Below are 18822 nucleotides of genomic sequence, written 5' to 3'. Positions count from 1 at the left end.
GTCTGCGTATGCAGGTAGGGGTTTTGTTTTAGTAGAAGTCACCGATTTTGCTGGCACGTTACCGCTGTAACGGGCTGGTCACAGAATTTCTTGACGACCATAGAGCATTGGAACCACCTGATCCCATCCCGAACTCAGCAGTGAAACGATGCATCGCCGATGGTAGTGTGGGGTTTCCCCATGTGAGAGTAGGTCATCGTCAAGATTGAATTCCGAAACCCCTGTCTGCTTATGCAGACAGGGGTTTTGTCTTTCTGGGCTATAGAAACCTCAATCCGGTATGGGGTACATGCCGCTCTTGCGTGCCTTGCTACTCCTTCGAGCCAGCAACTTGCGCCACCAGATATAGATTCCCGTCACCGACAGTACTGCTATCAAAACACCCCACCGCGATCATCACTTGCCCGGTGAGCCAACGATCCGCCCTCTACTGCCGTTCGAACAACTGTCAGCAAACACTGCTACTCGGGCGCTCTAACACGCCGTTCGGCGGGTATCTGACTGAAGTACCCTGCATTTCGTACAAATTCCTAAGATTTCTCCTGCTCGTGCCGACAGACTGATGAGACATGCGTGCACCAAAGTAGAGCGGCTCCAGAATGCCGTCTGCGCTGTTACATGGAATGTTGCAACCCGGAACGCATCCCCACTTTTTGCATAAGAAGTCCCATGAAATGAATCTTAAGTTCAGTCATAAAATTCTGCTGGCCGCTTCAGGCGTCGTGGTGCTGGCTTTTGCGTTGTTCACTTTGTACAACGACTATCTGCAGCGAAACACCATCCGACAAAACCTCGAGTCTTCCGTTGAGCAAGCAGGCGAGCTGACCGCCAGCAGCGTGCAGAACTGGATGAGCGGCCGGGTGCTGGTCCTGGAAAACCTCGCGCAGAACGTCGCTCATCAAGGCGCCAATGCCGATTTGCCGGGGCTGGTCGATCAACCCGCCCTCACCTCGAACTTCCAGTTCACCTACGTCGGGCAGTCCAATGGTGTGTTCACCCAGCGCCCTGACGCGAAGATGCCGGACGGCTACGATCCGCGTCAGCGCCCTTGGTACAAACAAGCGGTGGTCGCCGACAAGACCATGCTGACTCCGCCCTACATGGCTGCGATCGGCGGGTTGGTGGTGACCATCGCCATGCCGGTGAAAAAGCAAGGCGAACTGCTGGGCGTCGTCGGCGGCGACCTGAGTCTGGAAACCCTGGTGAAGATCATCAACTCGGTGGACTTCGGTGGCATCGGTCACGCGTTCCTCGTCAGCGCCGACGGTCAGGTGATCGTCAGCCCGGACAAGGATCAGGTGATGAAGAACCTGAAAGACATCTATCCGGGTTCCAGCGTCCGTATCGGGAAAGGCATCCAGGAAGTAGAACTGAACAAGCAGGACCGTATCCTCTCGTTCACGCCGGTGAGTGGTTTGCCGAATGCCGAGTGGTACATCGGTCTGTCGATCGACAAGGCCAAGGCCTACGCACCACTGAGCCAGTTCCGCACCTCGGCGCTGATCGCGATGTTCATCGCCGTGACCGCCATTGCGGTGTTGCTGAGTCTGCTGATCAGCGTGCTGATGCGTCCGCTGACCACGATGGGTCGTGCGATGCAGGACATCGCTCAGGGCGAGGGCGACCTGACCCGTCGTCTGGTGGTAGAAAGCAAAGACGAGTTCGGCGAATTGGGCGGCTCCTTTAACCAGTTCGTGGAGCGGATTCACGCGTCGATTTCCGAAGTGTCCTCGGCTACCCGTCAGGTGCATGACCTGTCGCAGCGGGTGATGGCATCGTCCAACGCTTCGATCATCGGCTCCGACGAACAAAGCGCCCGCACCAACAGCGTGGCTGCGGCGATCAACCAATTGGGCGCCGCCACCCAGGAAATCGCCCGCAACGCCGCCGATGCTTCGCAACACGCCAGCGGCGCGAGCGAGCAGGCCGATGACGGTCGTCAGGTGGTGGAAAAAACCATTCTGGCCATGACTGAGCTGTCGCAGAAAATCAGCCTGTCCTGCACGCAGATCGAAACCCTGAACGCGAGCACCGACAACATCGGTCACATTCTCGATGTGATCAAAGGCATCTCCCAGCAGACCAATTTACTGGCGCTAAACGCGGCCATCGAAGCGGCCCGTGCCGGTGAGGCCGGTCGTGGTTTTGCGGTGGTGGCGGACGAGGTGCGTAACCTGGCTCATCGCACTCAGGAATCGGCGGAAGAGATCCACAAGATGATCAGCTCGCTGCAGATCGGTTCCCGCGAAGCGGTGACCACCATGAACGCCAGTCAGGTCTCCAGCGAGCAGAGTGTCGAAGTGGCGAACCAGGCCGGCCTGCGACTGGTCAGCGTGACCCAGCGCATCGGCGAAATCGACGGCATGAACCAATCGGTGGCCGCAGCAACCGAAGAGCAGACTGCCGTGGTGGAAACCCTCAACGTCGACGTCAACCAGATCAACCTGCTGAACCAGCAGAGCGTGGCCAACCTCAATGAAACATTGAAGGATTGCGATGCGCTGTCCCAGCAGGCCAATCGGTTGAAGCAGTTGGTTGATAGTTTCAAGATCTGATTGAGGTCAGTTCTACCGCGTTATCGTTCAATCGCGAGCAGGCTCGCTCCCATATGGGATTTTCAGTGATCACAACATTTGTGAACGACTGATAACCCCTGTGGGAGCGAGCTTGCTCGCGATAGCGGTATACCAGTCACCGCTGAACCGAAGCCTTATACAAACCGCTTCACCACATTCCCCATCGCATCATCGGCAAACCCCTGAACAAAATCCTTGAACCCCGGCAGTGCCTCGGCGCCGCCCTGGGCCGGTTCGGCGATGATGGTCCAGGTCGCTCGCGACTTGCTCGCCCCCAAGGAATCAACACTCATCGCCGCCCACAAATTGGCCACGCCCAGCGTGTTGTAGATCGTCGTCCAGGTCATGTTCAGCGCCTGGTCATCCCGGGAGTTGAGTTGCTCGACCACCAGGTTGCCATCCTTGAAGAATTTCTTGCGCAGCGATGACACGCCTTCGCCGGTCATCTCGATATGCGACAGCGCCGGAATGAATTGATCGAAGCCGGCAAAGTTACCGACCACCGCCCAGACTTGCGCCGCATCGGCCGGTACTTCCACCGAAGACATAACGTGGCAGCCGTGAGGATTTTTGATCAGGGTATCGGGTTGCAGAGTATTCATGGTTTTGCTCCGTGCAGGGTTAGGGTGAATCAGATGAAGTTGATTTCTTTGAGGTAGTCGCAGCCGCGCCGCAGCAGCGCCGAGGATTTTTCCGGGTAGTGCGCGCCCATCTGCCGGACGCCGGCCTGGGCGTTGTCGTGGCCGATCATCGAGATGTCGCCGATGTCTTCTTCGAAGCCGTTGAGGTAGAAACCCAGCACGCCAAACAGCGCGTTATCACTGTCGACTCGGCCCAGTTGCTGCTGCCAGTCGGCGACGCTGACCATGGCGAACTCCCGACCGGCCTCGCGAAATGACGCCACGTAGCAATCCCAGCTAAGGGGCTCGGGGTTGTGCAGGTTGAACACCGCTTTTTCGGCCTGGTAACGGCTGGCGTGGAAGGCGATGAAACGGGCGAGGAAATCCACCGGCATCAGGTCGAAATTCAGCGCGAACTCCGGCACCTGGCCGAGCTGGATCGAGCCCTTGAGCATCAGCATCAAGCGATTCTTGTGGGGCTGGCAGACGCCGGTGAGGCTGTTGAAGCTGATGTTGCCGGGGCGATAAAGATTGACCCGAACCCCACGCACCCGCGCTCGTTCGAGGATCCGCTCGCCGACCCATTTCGACAGGTTGTAGCCGTTCTTGATGTAGATCGGCGGTGTCTGCGCGGCGGGCAATTCCAGGACTCGGCCATCGTCGGAAATCGTGCTGGACGCCGAGAGCGTCGAGACGAAGTTGAAGATCTTCTTGCTGCGCCCTTCACACAGGCGCAGGCACTCGAAAATCGGCTCGACGTTGTCCCGCGCCAGCGACTCGTAATCGAGGACGTGATTGACGTTGGCGGCGTTGTGCACCAGCGCGCCGAACTCGCGGTCCAGTCGTTGGTAAACATCTTCGCTGAGCCCCAGTTGCGGGCGAGTGATGTCCGCCACGTAAACCCGCACCCGGCTCAGGTCCAGATGCTCCAGACGGTTCTCCCGCAACGCCTGAGCAAAGCGTTGCGCCGCCGATTGCCCGCCACCATCGCGCACCAGGCACGCTACTTCGCTGGCGCCCCAGGCCAGCAGCGCTTCGACGATATGAACACCGACAAAGCTGTTGGCGCCGGTGACGATCACCTTGTGCACATCGCCCATTCGGCTGACTGGCAACGACTTGATGTCCAGTTCACGGAAGGCATCGGCCAGGGCTTTTTCGCTCAGCACTTCTTCGGTCCCGGAGCCGCGCACCAAGGTCGCCAGCTTTGCAATTGTCGGCAGTTCGATGAAGCGGTTGATCGAGATGCTGCGGCCGAACTCCTCACGCAAACGCAGCAACATGCGCGACAGCAGGATCGAGTGCCCGCCGAGATTGAAGAAACTTTCGTCGGTGGAAATATCGCTGGCGGGCAGCTCCAGCAGCTCGGCCCAGATCTCCAGCAGCAGCGCTTCATCGGCGCTGACGGGCAAACGCCGTTGGCTGTTTTCGGTCACGTTGACGGGCAGTTCCAGCAGCGCTTTGCGGTCGACCTTGCCGTTGCTGGCGAATGGCATGCTCGCCAGTTCGGTCCATGCGGTCGGCTGCATGTAGTCCGGCAGAAACTGCATCGCGTGGGCTTTTAAGGCTTCGCGAGCAGCACCGGGTTGCTCTTCCTGAGGCTGCGCGAGAAAGGCCAGAATCCGTCGATGAGGGTCGATAACCACCGCCACCTGACGGTACCGCTGACTGTCGCGCAGGCAGCGTTCGATCTCTTCCGGCTCGACCCGAAAGCCGCGAATCTTCACCTGATTGTCTCGCCGTCCGCACAGCTCGATACCGTCGGAGGTCCACTTGGCCATGTCGCCGGTGCGATACGCGCGCAGGCTCTGGCCATTCGGCAGGCTCAGATCCAGATAACGTTCGGCAGTCTGCAGCGGGTTGTTCAGGTAACCCAGACATACCCCCGGACCGACGATGTACAACTCTCCGACGGTTTGCTCGGCCACCGGTTGAAAGTTCTCATCGAGGATCAGCACCTGACTGTTGGCAATCGGTGCGCCGAGGGTCCGGTTGTTGTCGCCGGTGCGCAGTTGCCGCGCGGTGATCAGCACCGTGGCTTCGGTCGGGCCATAGAGGTTGTAGAGATTGCCTTGGCGGGTCAGTTGCTCGATCACATAAGGTTCGCAGACATCGCCACCGGTCATCACATGATCGAGGATTTGCAACTGATCCAGCGGCAGGATGCTCAACAGCGCCGGTGGCAAAAAGGCGTGGCTCAGCCGCTGGTGACGGATCAGCTCGACCAGTTGCAGCGGATCGCGACGTTGGTCCTCGTTGGGCACGATCAGCTCGGCGCCCTGAAGCAGGGTCGGGAAAATATCGATCAGCGATGAGTCGAAACTCAACGATGAAAACTGCAACACCCGGCTCTGTTCGGTCAGCTGCACGTAGTCGGCGTACCACGCGGTGAAGTGCGCGAGGTTGGCCTGGCTGAGCAACACGCCTTTGGGGTGACCCGTGGTGCCCGAGGTATAGAGCGCCATGCACGGTGCGTCGAGATCAGGTCGTTGGCGCATCAAGGGTTGATCGAGATTCACATCGCTGATGTCGATGCCGCTGATGTCCAGCCCAGGCATCGTCTCGCTGAGCGGGTGTTCTCCGTCATGCAGCAACAACACCGCGCCGGCGTTTTCCAGAATGTACTGCTGACGTTGCAGCGGATGGCTTGGCTCCAGCGGCAGGTACACCGCGCCGCTGCCCAGAATCGCCAGAATCCCCGCATACAACACGCTGCATTTTGGCAGGCAGATCCCGACCACCAACGGTCCTTGATGCTGATCGAGCAACGGTTGCAAACGCTGTTGGATGGCGCGGCTATGGGCGTGCAGTTGCCGATGGCTCAGCGACGTGCCGGCGATGTTCAGCGCTGGTCGCTCGGCAGACTGGATGAAGCGCTGTTCAAGCCGCTCGATCATCGGGATCTGGGCGAGTTGCAGCAGCCATGGTTCCGCCGTGGTGTTGAGCTGATGGACGTAGGCCAGACGCTCTAAAAACAGCAGGTTTTCCACCTGCTCGAAGTGCGCGGAAGCCATCGGTTCTGCCTGCGAGAAATAATCGGCATCCCGGGAGAAGCGGCTGACCAGCAGTGCCACGTGATCGACCAGATCGGCCACCGCTCGCAGGCGCAATGCCTGGCCGTTACCGGACAGTTCTTCGGCGACTGGCACGCGACTTAGCTGCATCAAGTTGTATGTGCACAGCAGGTCCAATGCTGGCAGGCCTGAAGCGCCCGGCACGCCGATACCCAGCTGCAGCGTCAGGCGCGGTGCATTGCCGAAGTCCTGAAATGGCAGGCTCGCATCGTCGATCAGCAAATCAAACGTGCTTGGCGCCAGCGCCTCCAGATTCGCCAGCCGCACCAGTGAATGACCGTGTTGTTCGAGTTCCAGCGCCAGGTCGGTCAGGGCCTGGCTTTGCCCAATGAGCAAAATATCGAGACGTCTCATGATGTTCTCCTCGTTAAACCAGGTAGTCGCTCAGGGCGCTTTGCACGCACGGTGAATCGAGCAGCGAACTGCTGCGGAAAAACCGCACGATGTTGGCGACCAGCGGGTGATGGCGATTGATCGGGAAGGCCAGCCCCGACACTTCGCTCTTGAGTGCCCGCCGTGCTGCGTCGCTGATCTGCAAGGCGTCGATCAAGCGGAAGTCGAAGGACTTCTGGATGTCGTTGGTCAGGTAATGGCCGATGAATACCGGGAGGATTTGCGCGATGCGCTGGCGGTCGTCTTCGCTTGCGGTGTGCCAATAGATGCGCACCAACCGCGCCCAGAACCCGGAGTGACGGCCCTCGTCGAGCAAGTGGTCGGCCATCAGGCCCTTGATCGACTGCTTGACTGTGTCGTCCTTGGCGAACGCGGCGACATCGCCGGTCACGGTGTTCTCGGCGATCGCCACGCAGATCAGCTCCACGGCGCTGCGCAGGTGTTCCGGTGCGAGCGCCACGGCCGCTGGAATGGCACGGCTCAGTTCGATTTCATCCGGCAGTCCGATCGGCGTAATGCCGGTCATGGCGACGGTTTGCTGCATGAAATCCATGGCCACCAGAGCGTGATAATCCTCGTCCACCACCACGGTCATGGCGTCGTAGCGACAGGCGAACGGGAACGCCACGCTGAAGCGGTTCTTGGCGATGCTGCGGGCGGTCTTGTCGACGATCTCGGTTTCGAAAATCACCACGTCGTTGATGAACTTGTAGAGCGTCTGCACCAGAGCAAAGTCCCGTTGTTCCGGGCATTCGCGCAGGAAGGTTTCACTCAGCACCAGCGGCTGACGGCTCAGCGGATAGATCAGTTTGTCGTCGTTTTCCAGTACGCGCCGGGGGCGGGTGCGAATGGTCGCGCGGCTTTCCCAGGCGTCGGCGAAGGATTGGTAGTCGGCGGCGTTCATGCGTTCACCTCCGCCACCGGTTCGCTCATGCTCAGGCGCAAGCCGTCCCACAGAGCGATGCGGCTTTCCACGGCGGCAATGGCGCTGGCGTAGACGTCTTCTTCGCGCTGCGGATCGCCATCGACCAGGCGGGCGAGGAGCTTTTCCGCCGCCGGGCCGTGGTCTTCGGAATCGACTTCGATGTGCCGTTCCAGGTAGTAACGGAAGGTAGGCGCCTGTTCGATGCCGATGCCCCAGTCGTCGAGAATCCGCTGGAACATCTGCGGGATGACACTCTCGCGGCCATGCAGAAACGCCGCCGCCACACTGTGGCCCGGTGCATGCATAGCGGTGTGCAAGGTGTGGCGCACGAACTGCGCGGCCGCCGGGTCGACGTCCACGCTTTGCAGTGCCACGTCGTAGCTCACGCCTTCTTTTTGCAGCGCCACGAAGCGTTCGACGGCGGCCGTGCTGGCACCGACTTCGCGCATCGCATCCAGGTACAACTCAAAATGGCTGTAGTGACCCTGGGCGGGACGATCATCAGACTCTTCACCGAGCACGATCTCGTTGATCAACCGCGCGGCCTGAGGATCTCGCGGAGGCAGCCAAGGCAGTTGAACGCAGGTCAGTTCCTGTTGCAGGCGCTTGGTCAGCGACATGAAATCCCACACCGCAAACACATGGGTTTCCATAAAGCGTTGAAGGACCGATAACGAATGTATTTCAGAGAAGATCGGGTGCGCACTAAGTTCTGCTTTCTTCTGATTGAGACGATCTTTAGTCGGTTTCATGAGCGAGCCTATAAGTGATCTGGAATACCGTTGAGGGTGGTGTTGATCAATAAGTGACGGTTGCTTGAAGTTTCTTACTGGCGAACAGGGGCCTCAATTGAATTGATGTTTTTCAGGTGTGTAATCACTAAGTAGTACGTGGTGCCCAGTGTTTGTGGGCGGCGGAGAAAAACTAATACACGATTAAAGTGTCGGGCAAGTCATTTTTGAATTAATTTAAAGTTTAACTTTGTCGGGCTCGACAAGTTCCAATAAAACTTTTGTATTGAGTTTTATTTGGGCGTAGTTGCTCCTTTCAGCTTATATAGGCCAAAATTTAAATAAAGAGTGAATGCCTCACTCAAAGCAACTTTCTACTGGGTTAGTTGATGTGATCTGAGGGGGTGGAAGTTGGCTGGGAGCGACGCCGGTTCTTCCTTTCCCGTGGCAAGACTCCTTCCGTAGGTTCTTGGTGCGTCGACTGCTCCGTGGGTGCGGTGCGCCGTCCGTCATTATTCGTTGGCAGCTCAAGAGTGAGCGTAATTCACGGCGGTCGCTATCGCCCCTGCATGATCTGCCAGGTGCAATTGTCGGGCTGGAAGATGGCGGGGGCTTTGTGGAGCAGGCATGAAGTCGCTGCACACCGGTCCGGTATGAACGAAAAGGGGGATTTGTAAGCAGATTGTTCGTCGACCAATCCAGGTGCGGATCAGCTCAATAGCGAAAGCGAGCCACTCAATGGGCTCGCTCGGGGCTGTCGCGGCGGGTTATTTCGAGGTTTTCCTGCGCTGCGGTTCAGAGCTTTCGAGGTAGCGTGTGATGACTTCGACACCCCGATTGAGGTGGTTTTCGAGCAACGTCACCGAGCGCTCGACGTCCCGCTCCTCGGCGGCGCGCAATAACGCTCGGTGATCTTCCTGGGACAGTTTGCCCAGGCCCATGGCTTCCAGATTGAAGCGCAGAAAGCGTTCCTCTTCATTCAACCCGTCTTCGACGAGTCTCAGCAGCCGCTGGTTGGGGGCCTTTTTATAAAGCGCCATGTGGAACAGGCGATTGAGCCGGCCTATCTCGGTGTAGTCGTGTTCCGTTTCCAACTCGTCGATATAGCGCGCCGCCTGTTCGAAGTCGACGGCTTCAAGCAGGGGGATCGACCGACGCAGGGCTTCGGACTCCAGTAAAATTCGCAGTTCATAGGTTTCTGCCGCGTCGCCCTGAACCAGCGGTGCAACCACCGCGCCTTTATGGGCGATCACGTTGAGCAGCGATTGCGCTTCGAGTTGGCGCAAGGCTTCGCGCACCGGCATGCGGCTGACGCCGAACAGGTCGGCGAGGTCTTGCTGACGCAAAGCGATGCCGCAAGGAATGCGACCGTCGAGAATCGCCGCGCGCAAGGTTTCTTCGATTACCGACCGCGCCAGATGGGCGGGAATCGGTCCGTTGACCTTGATACTGCTGAGAGGGTTGGGCTTCTGTGTCACAACAAACGCACCCTGTTTGGCTGAAATATTTGGATCCAACTGGACACTAGTGACTGCTTGACTGGTTGTCAAACGGGCAAAAGATCGCATTACCTTAAAGTCTAGCGTGCCGACAGTGATCTCACCGTGCCATTGTCTTTTACCGGGCTAACCTGCACCATCAACCGACTTCCACCTGCCTACCCTGGATGCCTCGCATTGGCGGCACGTTTCGCGATCCCTCGGACTTTGCGCTGGCTAGGCTGCGCGCTGCTGCTGGCCGGCGTCATGCTGGGCGGGTTGCATGCCGACTGGGATTTTTCGCTGATCAGTCGCCGCGCGCAGGCATTGTACGGACCTTTGGGTGAAGGGCAGCAGCGCATCGATGCATGGCAGCAGTTGCTGGCCACGCAAAAGCAGATTGGCGAGCTGGAACAGCTCAACGTGGTCAACCGCTTCTTCAACAAGCAGATGCGCTACGAGGAAGACATCGATCTGTGGCACGAGGTCGATTATTGGGAAACGCCGATCGAAGGCTTGTGGAAAGGCGCCGGCGACTGCGAAGACTACGCTATCGCCAAGTATTTCAGCCTGCGCCATCTCGGTGTCTCCAGTGACAAGCTGCGCATCACCTACGTCAAGGCTTTGCGCCTGAACCGCGCGCACATGGTGCTGACCTACTACTCGAGCCCCGAGGCCATGCCTTTGGTGCTCGACAGCCTGATCGACGCGATCAAGCCCGCCAGCCAGCGAACCGATTTGCTGCCGGTCTACTCTTTCAATGCCGAAGGGTTGTGGTTGCCGGGTGCCAAGGGCAACAAAAAGGTCGGAGACACCAAACGCCTGTCCCGCTGGCAGGATGTGTTGAAGAAAATGCAGGCCGAAGGTTTTCCGGTCGAGACGACTAACTAGGAGCACGCGCTCAGATGTCTTTGTTCAAACAGCTGTTGATCGCTATCTGTCTGTTCCTGGTGGTCGCCTTCACCGGCAGCTTCATGGTCAGTCTGGAAAGCTCGCGGACCCAGTACGTCAACCAGTTGCGCTCCCATGCCCAGGACGCAGCCACGGCGTTGGCGCTGTCCCTGACGCCGAACATCGACGACCCGGCGATGGTCGAGTTGCTGGTCAGTTCGATCTTCGACAGCGGTTATTACGCGAGCATCCGTGTGGTCGATCTGGCCAACGACAAGACGATTGTCGAGCGCAGCGGCATTCCGGCGGTCACCAACGTGCCGGACTGGTTCGTCAAATTGATCGGCCTGGAACCGGCCGGTGGCGACGCGATTGTCAGCCGTGGCTGGGAGCAGGCCGCGCGGGTCGAGGTGGTTAGCCACCCGATGTTCGCGTTGGCCAAGCTATGGCAGAGCGCGTTGGGCAGCCTTGGTTGGTTGCTGATCTGCGGCGCGGTGAGTGCGGTGCTGGGCGCGCTGTTGCTGCGCCGGCAACTGAAGCCGCTGGATTACATGGTCAAGCAATCCCACGCCATTGCTCGCCGCGAATTCCTCAGCCTGCCGGAACTGCCGCGCACCCCGGAACTGCGCCGGGTGGTGCAGGCGATGAACCAGATGGTCGAGAAGCTCAAGGCGCTGTTCCAGGAACAAGCCGAACGCAGTGAAAGACTGCGGGTCGAGTCCTATCAGGACAACCTGACCGGCCTGGCCAACCGGCGCTATTTCGAAATTCAATTGAACGCGCGAGTGAGCAATCCTGAGCAGGCCAGTTCCGGCTATTTGCTGCTGCTTCGGGTCAAGGATCTGGCTGGTTTGAACCAGCGGCTAGGCGGTCAGCGTACCGATGAATTGTTGAAAGCGGTGGGCGAGCAGTTGTCCCGTGAGTGCGCCAAGTACCCGGAAACCCAGAACCTCGTCACGCGCATTCGTGGCGGTGAATTCGCCGTGCTGGCGCCGGGGCTGGTGCGCGAAGAAGCGCTGCAACTGGCGAGTAACCTCGACAGCGCCTTGGCGAGCCTGCATGCGACGGGCGCCACGGACGTGGCGTCGGTGGCCTCGATCGGGCTGGCCCCGTTTGCCCATGGCGACTCGCCGCAAGCGGTCATCGGGTTGGCGGATCAGGCACTGGCCCAGGCTGAAAGTCAGGGCGAACCAAGCTGGGCGTGCCTCGATCACAGTACATCGGCCCGGGTTGGCGATGACCACCATGCCTGGCACACCTTGCTGGATCAGGCGTTGGATCAGCAGCGTTTCGAGCTGTACTTCCAGCCGGTAGTCGCCAGCCACGACACGCAGGTAGTGCTGCATTACAAAGTGCTGTCGCGCCTGCTCGATGAGCAGGACCAGACCATTCCCGCCGGGCGTTTCCTGCCATGGCTCGAGCGTTTCGGCTGGACCGCGCGGCTGGACCGTTTGATGCTGGAATTAGTGCTCGAGCAGATGGCCGACCATGAAGAGTCGCTGGCGCTGAACCTGTCTTCGGCGACACTGGCGGATCCGCAGGCGCTGAACAAAGTGTTCGATATTCTGCGTCAGCATTCGAATCTCGGGGAACGATTGACCCTGGAAATCGGCGAGGAACAATTGCCTGAGCAAGCGGTGCTGGAACAGCTGACGCGGCGTTTGCGCGAGCTTGGATTCTCGCTGAGTCTGCAACGATTTGGTGGGCGCTTCAGCATGATCGGCAACCTGGCGCGGCTGGGGTTGGCGTATCTGAAGATCGACGGCAGTTACATCCGGGCGATTGATCAGGAGAGTGACAAGCGTCTGTTCATCGAGGCGATTCAGCGGGCAGCGCACAGCATTGATTTGCCGTTGATTGCCGAGCGGGTCGAGACCGAAGGGGAGTTGGCGGTGATTCGTGAGATGGGGTTGTATGGGGTTCAGGGGCAACTCTTCGGTGAGCCGAAGCCTTGGCGGTGAGGCTGATGCCGTCATCGCGGGCAAGCCCGCTCCCACAGGATTTGTGTGGTACCACAATCCTGCGTTCACCTGCGCCCCCTGTGGGAGCGGGCTTGCCCGCGATGGCGCCCGTGCGGACTCCGATTATTCCGGTAGCAAAGTCCTAGGAGATTTCCTTCAAGTTGTAGCGGTTTTGGTGAACTTGTTCCGGCCGAAGTCCAAGGCTAGTCTGGCCTTGTCACTGAATAATCGGTGACACGGACGTGCAAGTCCGACCAAACTGTTTAGGTAGCGTGCTGCCATTCCTCTCAATGAGCATTTCGATGCTCACTGCTTTATGGCGGCTGCGCGCAGGAGATCCTCGGATCTGCTGGGTGTCCTAAACAGTCCCGGTCTTGCACACCTGCGCACGGCCGCCACCCTATTCGCGTGCAAGCGAACGGTGACGGCTCCAACTTACTGTTTAGGGTATTTCTTATGTTCAAAGTAACGCCGAATCCGCCTGCTCCCCGCAAAGGCCGCCTCTTCACCGTCTCCCCCGACATCGACACCGAAGCCCTTCTGGCCAACGCCTCCGAAGACCTACTCTCCATCAGCGCCATCGCCGCCGACCTGGCGGATGACGTGGAAGGTTCACGGCGCTCAATAGCCCTGGCGCTGAGCCGAATGGCCGATGGCGTGCAGTTGTTGGTCGAACGGGCGCTGGATCACCTTGAATCGCCGCAGATGCAGGCTCGGGCCGAGGTTTAGCCGGGTAGAGAAGTGGTGAGTTGAAGATCGCCTTCGCGAGCAAGCCAGTGCAGGCGCCGACGAAGGGACGTTAAATCAACCCCGTCTCTTCATCATCGATCAACTGGCTCAACCCGCCCAACGCTTCACGGGCCTGGGTCCGGTCCATCAGCTTGGCTTGTGCAGCGGCCGGCAGGTCGGTGACGCGGATCACGCCTTTTTGGGTCAATACCTGAATCAAGTCGTCGAGTACCCGGATCATTTCCAGGTCGCTCTGCTTGAGCTGCTTGAGGCTGGTTTCAACCACTTCGTTGGCATACCAGGCCTGGATTTCATGGTTGTCGGCCGGTAGCGTTTCCGTGGCCTCGGCGTAGGCCGTGGCTTCCACGCGCACTAACTGACCTTGCGCATCGCGTTGCACGTAAAACATTGAGCATCCCTCGGAAATGGACCAGCGTCGTGCTGTCAGCAGCATAGGCCAACGCAGGCGAGTATGCGGTGCGACAACAAAATCGTCACCCGTGAGGTGGGCACAAACGTGACGACCGCCCGGTTTGGGCGGCCGTCAGCCTGCTGATCAGGTGTTGTTGTGATCGACTTTAATGGTCGGATCACTGCCGGCAATCAGCGAGTTGATGCTGGCGCTGGACCAATTGTTGCCTTCCAGTTTGATCGTCACGTCCGGGGTGGCCGCTGCTGCGTCGGCACCGTTGAACTTGCCGCCAGAGCTGACTTGCAGGGACGACACACCATCCACCGTGGAGATCTTCAGGAAGTTATCAATGGTGCTGCCGGTTTCGCCCTGCAACAGATCACGCAGGTCGATGCGGTCGCCTTCGCTGGCCTTGAAGTCCTTGATCACGTCGCTGCCGGTGTCGCCAGCCTTCCAGATGAAGGTGTCGGCACCCGAACCGCCAATCAGAATGTCGTTGCCTTGACCGCCGATCAACGAGTCATTGCCGCTGCCGCCGAGCAGGATGTCATTGCCCTTGCCGCCGTCGAGGAGGTCGTTGCCACCCTGGCCGAAGAGAATGTCGTTGCCCGCGCCACCCAGCAGCGTGTCGTTACCGTCGTGAGCGCCGGACACGTCGAACGCGGTGTAGTGCTCGGTGATGTACTGGTGCACGTTGCTGGTGGTGACTTTGCTGGCGTCGACGCCGGTCTGCTGGGCCACGAACGCCTGCATGGCCTGATAACCCTCACCGGCAACGCCGTTGAAGCTCACCAGATCGCCGAACAAGAGGTCGTTGCCGTCACCGCCATTGACCGTGTCGGCACCCGGCATCGTCGCTTCGGTATGGCCGATGATCGAGTTGGCCAGGTCTTTCGGGTCGATGTTGGTTTGTGGCGTTTGATCCGAGTCGTACGGCTTGAGGTCGCCAAGGGTGACGTCCTTGTTCAGGCCGATCGCTTCTACTGTCGACACGTTGTTCAGCAGTGCAAAACTGTCAGTGGAGTTGTCAATTGCGTTGGAGCCGGTGCTGCTGCCATTGCCATCGCGATAGGACAGTTCGTAGGTGCCGTTGCCCTCGGCGCGGAGGGTGCCCAGCTCGGAACTGCTCCAGTGACCGCCCCATTGGTTTTTGTAAGTCTGCAACGTGACGGTGCCGCCGCTATCGATGGTCAGGTAGTGAGTGCTGTCCAGGTAGCTGGAATAGGTCTGCCCCAATTTGTAATTGGCGGTGGTGATGACGTCATCGAGCTTCACGTTGCCGAACAAGTTCGGGTTGGTTTGCTCGCCGCTCTGGTAGTAGGTCGGCTTGCCATCGGTGATGAAGTACGTGAGGTTCTTCGCGCCAGTGTTGGCCAGTGCGTCGGCACTCTGGAACCAGTTGGCCGTGGTTTTGAACACGTCCTCGTAGTTGGTGCCACCGCCGGACGACATCGAATCCAGAACGGATTTGAGCAAAGTCAGAGCGTTCGGGTCATTCAGGTTCACCGACACCGACTTGTTGACCTGGTTATCGAAGTCCACCAGGAAGATGTTCACCGTCCCGGAGTTGCCGCCCATGCTTTGCTTGAGGGTGTTGAACACCGCCGTCAGCGAATCCTTGGCGGCGCTGATCGAAGAAGCGCTCATGCTGCCCGAGCTGTCGACCATGAAGGCGATGTTGTAGTTGGTGCCCGGCACCACGGTCAGCCCGCCGATATCGGCAATCATGATGTCGTTGCCATCCGTGCCGGTGATGGTGTCATCGGCGGCAGTGGCGGTGACGGCGTTGTATACCGCCGGGTAGACCGTGACCGGGATCTGCGCGGTGCTTGGCGCCGAACCGCCGAGCGCTTCGGTGGATGTCGAGGTGACGGTCAGGGTGAACTGGCCGTTGTAGTACGGCGGCGGAGTAACGGTCAGCGTGCCGAGGTTCCAGCCGGTGACGTTGGCTTCACCAGAGGTAGCGCTGGCGGTGAAGGTGTGGCCCGCGCCATCGGTGAGCACCGAGCCCGCCGGTATGCCGCTGATCTTCACGCTCAGGCTTTCGGAGCCGTCGGTGTCGGTCAGTGCCGTTTTGATCGCGGACAAGTGAACGCTGGTGCCTTCGGCGCCTTCGTTGAGTTTGTAGCCGTCGTAGTAGCCTTCGCCATTGGTGCCGTGCAGGTCGGAAACCGTCACGCCAGAAGCGGCCAGATCCGCCACGCCGGTGTACAGCGGCACGCCGGCACTGCTGAGGTCGACCGGCGCACCGCCGTTGACCGACAGGTTTACGTCATAGCTGCCCGGGCCCTTCTGGTTATGGTGGTAAATGTCCAGGGTGTAATAACCGCTGGTGGTCGGGGTGAACGAACCGTTCAGGTTACCGCCCGCACCCCAAGTAATTGCGGCCACGTTTTTACCGCCGATGGTCACCAACAGGCTGTCGTCACCGGTACCGCTGAAGGTGTAAGTCTTGCCCGCTTCGAGGTAGATCAGGCCGGACGTTTTCGAGGCCGTGCCAGCCGTGACACTGCCGTCGGACTGAACGTTGGTCACGGTGCCGCTGGAGTTCGGTGTACCCGCGCCGTCGATGACCGATTTCAGCGTGCCGGAAGACGCGCCGTTGCCATCGGTGCCGAGGCCCGACAGACCGGTCCAGACTTCCTTGGTCAGGCCGGTGGACTTGACGCTGTTGTCCGCGACGCTCAGGGAGGGCGCGTCGGCAACCGGCGTGATGTCGATTTTCACCGTGCCAGTGTTGCCCAGCAGTTGACCGTCGGTTGGCTGAAACTTGATTTGCGCGTAGTCCGCCTGGTTGTTGCCCACGTTGGTGCCGCCGTAGCCATTGACGCCCGATTCGTTGGCATCTGGCGTGAAGCGCAATTTGCCGGCGTCGATATCGGCCTTGCTGAAGGTCTGGTTGGTCGCCACGTCTTTCCAGGTCGCACCGTCCAGGTACTGCAATTTACCTTCGCCCGGTAGCTGAGTGATTTTCACCCCCAGGTTGGCGGCCGGGCTATCGACATCGCTGATGCCGAAGGTCGACCAGCCGAGGATCAGCGGGGTGTCTTCGGTGCCAGTGACGTTAACCGGTGCGGCGGTCGGCGCATCGTTCACAGCCACTACGTTGACGGTGGTGGTCGCGGTGTTGGAGTAGTTGCTGCCATCGGTCACCGTCACGGTGATGATCCGCGGCACGGTGCTCGGGTCCTCACTGCTGTTGGTGAAGCTGATGTTTTTGATCTGCTGCATGTAGTCGGCCAGCGTCGCGTTGCCCGACAGGGTCAGGGTGACGGTGCCGTCCTGGCTGTTGGCGTTGATGCTGATGCCATTGACGCTGTTGCCCAGGTTCAGCGCGTCGCCCGGCTGACGGTTGGTCAGCACGATGGTGGCGCCGGTCAGCAGCGTGCTATCCGGGTCGGTGATGCTCAGGTCGGTGTCGCCGATCGAGACGCCCTGGCCCGTGGTGCCTTCGGTGAAGGTCACGTTGTAGTTGGCCCCGGTGGCGCCGCTGGAGTTGTTGGCGTCCAGGTCGAGAACCGGCGCGGCATCGTTGTCGATGATCGAGGTGCTGACGCTGCCGTTGGAAGCGCTAACCGCGAGGTTTTCGAAGTTGCCACCGTTGGCCGAGTCAATCTTGACCACGAAGTTTTCGGTGCCTTCGGTGAGCTTGTCGTCCAGCGTCGCAACGTCGAAGCTCGCGCTGCTGGCGCCCGCCGGGATTTTCACGGTGTACACGCCGGTGAAGTCTGAGCCGTCGGCGGCGGTGCCGCTGTAGACGATTTTCAGGGTCACTTCGGTCTGTGCCGGGTGCGTCAGGCTGACGGTGTAGCTGGCGGTCTGGCCTTCGGTTACCGAGGTGCTGCCGCTGATGCTGACTTCGGTTTTGTCGATCGTGTCGGTGACAGTCGTGACCGCAGCGGTATTGCTGGTGACCAGGTTTTCGAAGTTGCCGCCGGTCGCGCCAGTGATGGTTGCTTCGACGGTGCCGGCGTCTTTGTAGACGTCATCCTTCGGCGCATCGACAGTCACGGTGCCAGTGGTTTTGCCAGCGTCGATGGTGATCACGGCGCCGTTGCTCAGCGTCACGGTCACCGGAGTGCCGGCGGCGTTGGTCAGGGTCGCGGTGTAAGTGATCTGGCTACCTTCGGCGACCGAGTTGGTCGCGCTCAGGCTGAGGTTGGTGGTGCTGACCGGCGTTTTATCCGCCACCAGGTTCTCGTAGTTGCCGCCGCTGACGCTGGTGATCGAGTTGGTGAGCGGGGTATGACCGGTCAATGCGTCGTTCGGTGCGGCGGTGGTCACGGTACCGGTGGTTTTACCGACTTCGATAGTGATCGTCTGGCCGTTGGCCAAGGACACGGTGACCGGGCTGCCTGTCACGGGTGCACCAACAGTCGCGGTGTAAGTGACAGTGCCACCTTCAGCTGCCGAAGCGGTGGCGTTCAGGGTGACGGTCGAGGTGTCGATGGTGTCGGTGATGCTGGTTACTGCTGGGGCAGTGCTTGGCACCAGGTTTTCGAAAGTACCACCGGTGGCGGTGGAGATGGTTGCCTGGACAGTGCCGGCGTCTTTGTAGACGTCGTCTTTTGGTGCATCGACGGTCACGGAGCCGGTAGTTTTACCCGCTTCGATGGTGATGACGGCGCCGTTCGACAGCGTCACGGTCACTGGTGTGCCGGCCGCATTGGTCAGGGTTGCCGTGTAGGTGATCTGGCCGCCTTCATCCACGGTGCCGGTCGCGGTCAGCGACAGGTTGGTGGTGTCCTGGGTATCGGTAACAGAGGTATCTGCTGACTTGCCGTCAACTTCCAGTTTCTCGTAGTTTCCGCCCTTGGCGTCGTCGATCTTGACGCTCAGAGAGCTGCCGCCAGCCAGAGTGTCGTTTGGCGCGGTGAAGTTCACGCTGGCGCTGCTCGAGCCGACGGGGATGGTGATGGTCTGGCCGTTGGACAGGGTGACAACCACCGGCGAACCGGTGACCGGTGCGCTGACGGACGCGGTGTAAACCACGGTGCCGCCTTCAGCCACAGTGCTGGTCGCAGTGAGGTTC

At 59.7% G+C, this 18822-nt stretch carries 9 protein-coding genes, 1 rRNA gene and 3 pseudogenes; 5 read left to right on the top strand and 8 right to left on the bottom strand.

Features of this window, described 5'->3' with window-relative positions; translation table 11 throughout:
- Positions 1-89: 89 nt before the first annotated feature.
- A 5S ribosomal RNA gene (gene rrf / locus JFU11_RS27860) occupies positions 90-205 on the top strand.
- 65 nt (positions 206-270) lie between these two features.
- Here rrf and JFU11_RS28250 read toward each other — a convergent pair.
- Positions 271-426 (bottom strand): annotated as a pseudogene (locus tag JFU11_RS28250) (PepSY domain-containing protein); the annotation flags it as partial.
- A 248-nt stretch (positions 427-674) separates the two neighbouring features.
- On the opposite strand from JFU11_RS28250, the gene JFU11_RS27855 reads away from it, so the two are divergent.
- Positions 675-2555, top strand: a complete 1881-nt coding sequence (locus JFU11_RS27855) for a methyl-accepting chemotaxis protein (protein WP_201062755.1) — start codon at positions 675-677, stop codon at positions 2553-2555.
- A 155-nt stretch (positions 2556-2710) separates the two neighbouring features.
- On the opposite strand, the gene JFU11_RS27850 is transcribed toward JFU11_RS27855, so the two are convergent.
- The 5 genes from JFU11_RS27850 to JFU11_RS27830 all read right to left on the bottom strand — a co-directional run bounded on the left by JFU11_RS27850 (position 2711) and on the right by JFU11_RS27830 (position 9797).
- Positions 2711-3178 (bottom strand): SRPBCC family protein, encoded by a 468-nt coding sequence (locus JFU11_RS27850; protein WP_201062754.1) that lies wholly within the window; start codon positions 3176-3178, stop codon positions 2711-2713.
- Positions 3179-3207: 29 nt separating this feature from the next.
- Entirely contained in the window at positions 3208-6624 is a 3417-nt protein-coding gene (locus JFU11_RS27845; protein ID WP_201062753.1) for a non-ribosomal peptide synthetase, read from the bottom strand.
- A gap of 13 nt (positions 6625-6637) precedes the next feature.
- The gene (locus tag JFU11_RS27840; protein WP_123719010.1) at positions 6638-7567 is read right to left on the bottom strand and encodes a diiron oxygenase; all 930 of its coding nucleotides are present in this window, start codon (positions 7565-7567) and stop codon (positions 6638-6640) included.
- The gene (locus tag JFU11_RS27835) at positions 7564-8340 is read right to left on the bottom strand and encodes a DUF3050 domain-containing protein (protein WP_201062752.1); all 777 of its coding nucleotides are present in this window, start codon (positions 8338-8340) and stop codon (positions 7564-7566) included. Before JFU11_RS27835 ends, JFU11_RS27840 begins: the two co-directional genes overlap by 4 nt.
- Positions 8341-9086: 746 nt before the next feature.
- Positions 9087-9797, bottom strand: coding sequence for a GntR family transcriptional regulator (locus tag JFU11_RS27830; RefSeq protein ID WP_123719008.1), 711 nt, complete (start codon positions 9795-9797; stop codon positions 9087-9089).
- A gap of 198 nt (positions 9798-9995) precedes the next feature.
- On the opposite strand from JFU11_RS27830, the gene lapG reads away from it, so the two are divergent.
- The 3 genes and pseudogenes from lapG to JFU11_RS27815 form a co-directional block, all read left to right on the top strand.
- A complete protein-coding gene (gene lapG / locus JFU11_RS27825; protein WP_201062751.1) occupies positions 9996-10688 on the top strand; it encodes a cysteine protease LapG in 693 nt (230 codons plus the stop codon).
- 14 nt (positions 10689-10702) lie between these two features.
- Positions 10703-12649: a cyclic di-GMP receptor LapD gene (gene lapD, locus JFU11_RS27820; RefSeq protein ID WP_201062750.1), complete on the top strand. Its 1947-nt coding sequence runs from the start codon at positions 10703-10705 to the stop codon at positions 12647-12649.
- Positions 12650-13138: 489 nt separating this feature from the next.
- Positions 13139-13378 (top strand): annotated as a pseudogene (locus JFU11_RS27815) (DUF6124 family protein); the annotation flags it as partial.
- A 70-nt stretch (positions 13379-13448) separates the two neighbouring features.
- Here JFU11_RS27815 and JFU11_RS27810 read toward each other — a convergent pair.
- Both JFU11_RS27810 and JFU11_RS27805 read right to left on the bottom strand, forming a co-directional pair.
- A complete protein-coding gene (locus JFU11_RS27810) occupies positions 13449-13787 on the bottom strand; it encodes a hypothetical protein (RefSeq protein WP_201062749.1) in 339 nt (112 codons plus the stop codon).
- Between the two features lie 147 nt (positions 13788-13934).
- Positions 13935-18822: pseudogene (locus JFU11_RS27805) on the bottom strand (LapA family giant adhesin); the annotation flags it as partial.

Origin of the sequence: Pseudomonas sp. TH37 (genome assembly GCF_016650735.1) — a bacterium.
Taxonomy (GTDB): Bacteria; Pseudomonadota; Gammaproteobacteria; order Pseudomonadales; family Pseudomonadaceae; genus Aquipseudomonas; species Aquipseudomonas farris.
This window is presented reverse-complemented; position numbering and strand designations above follow the sequence as displayed.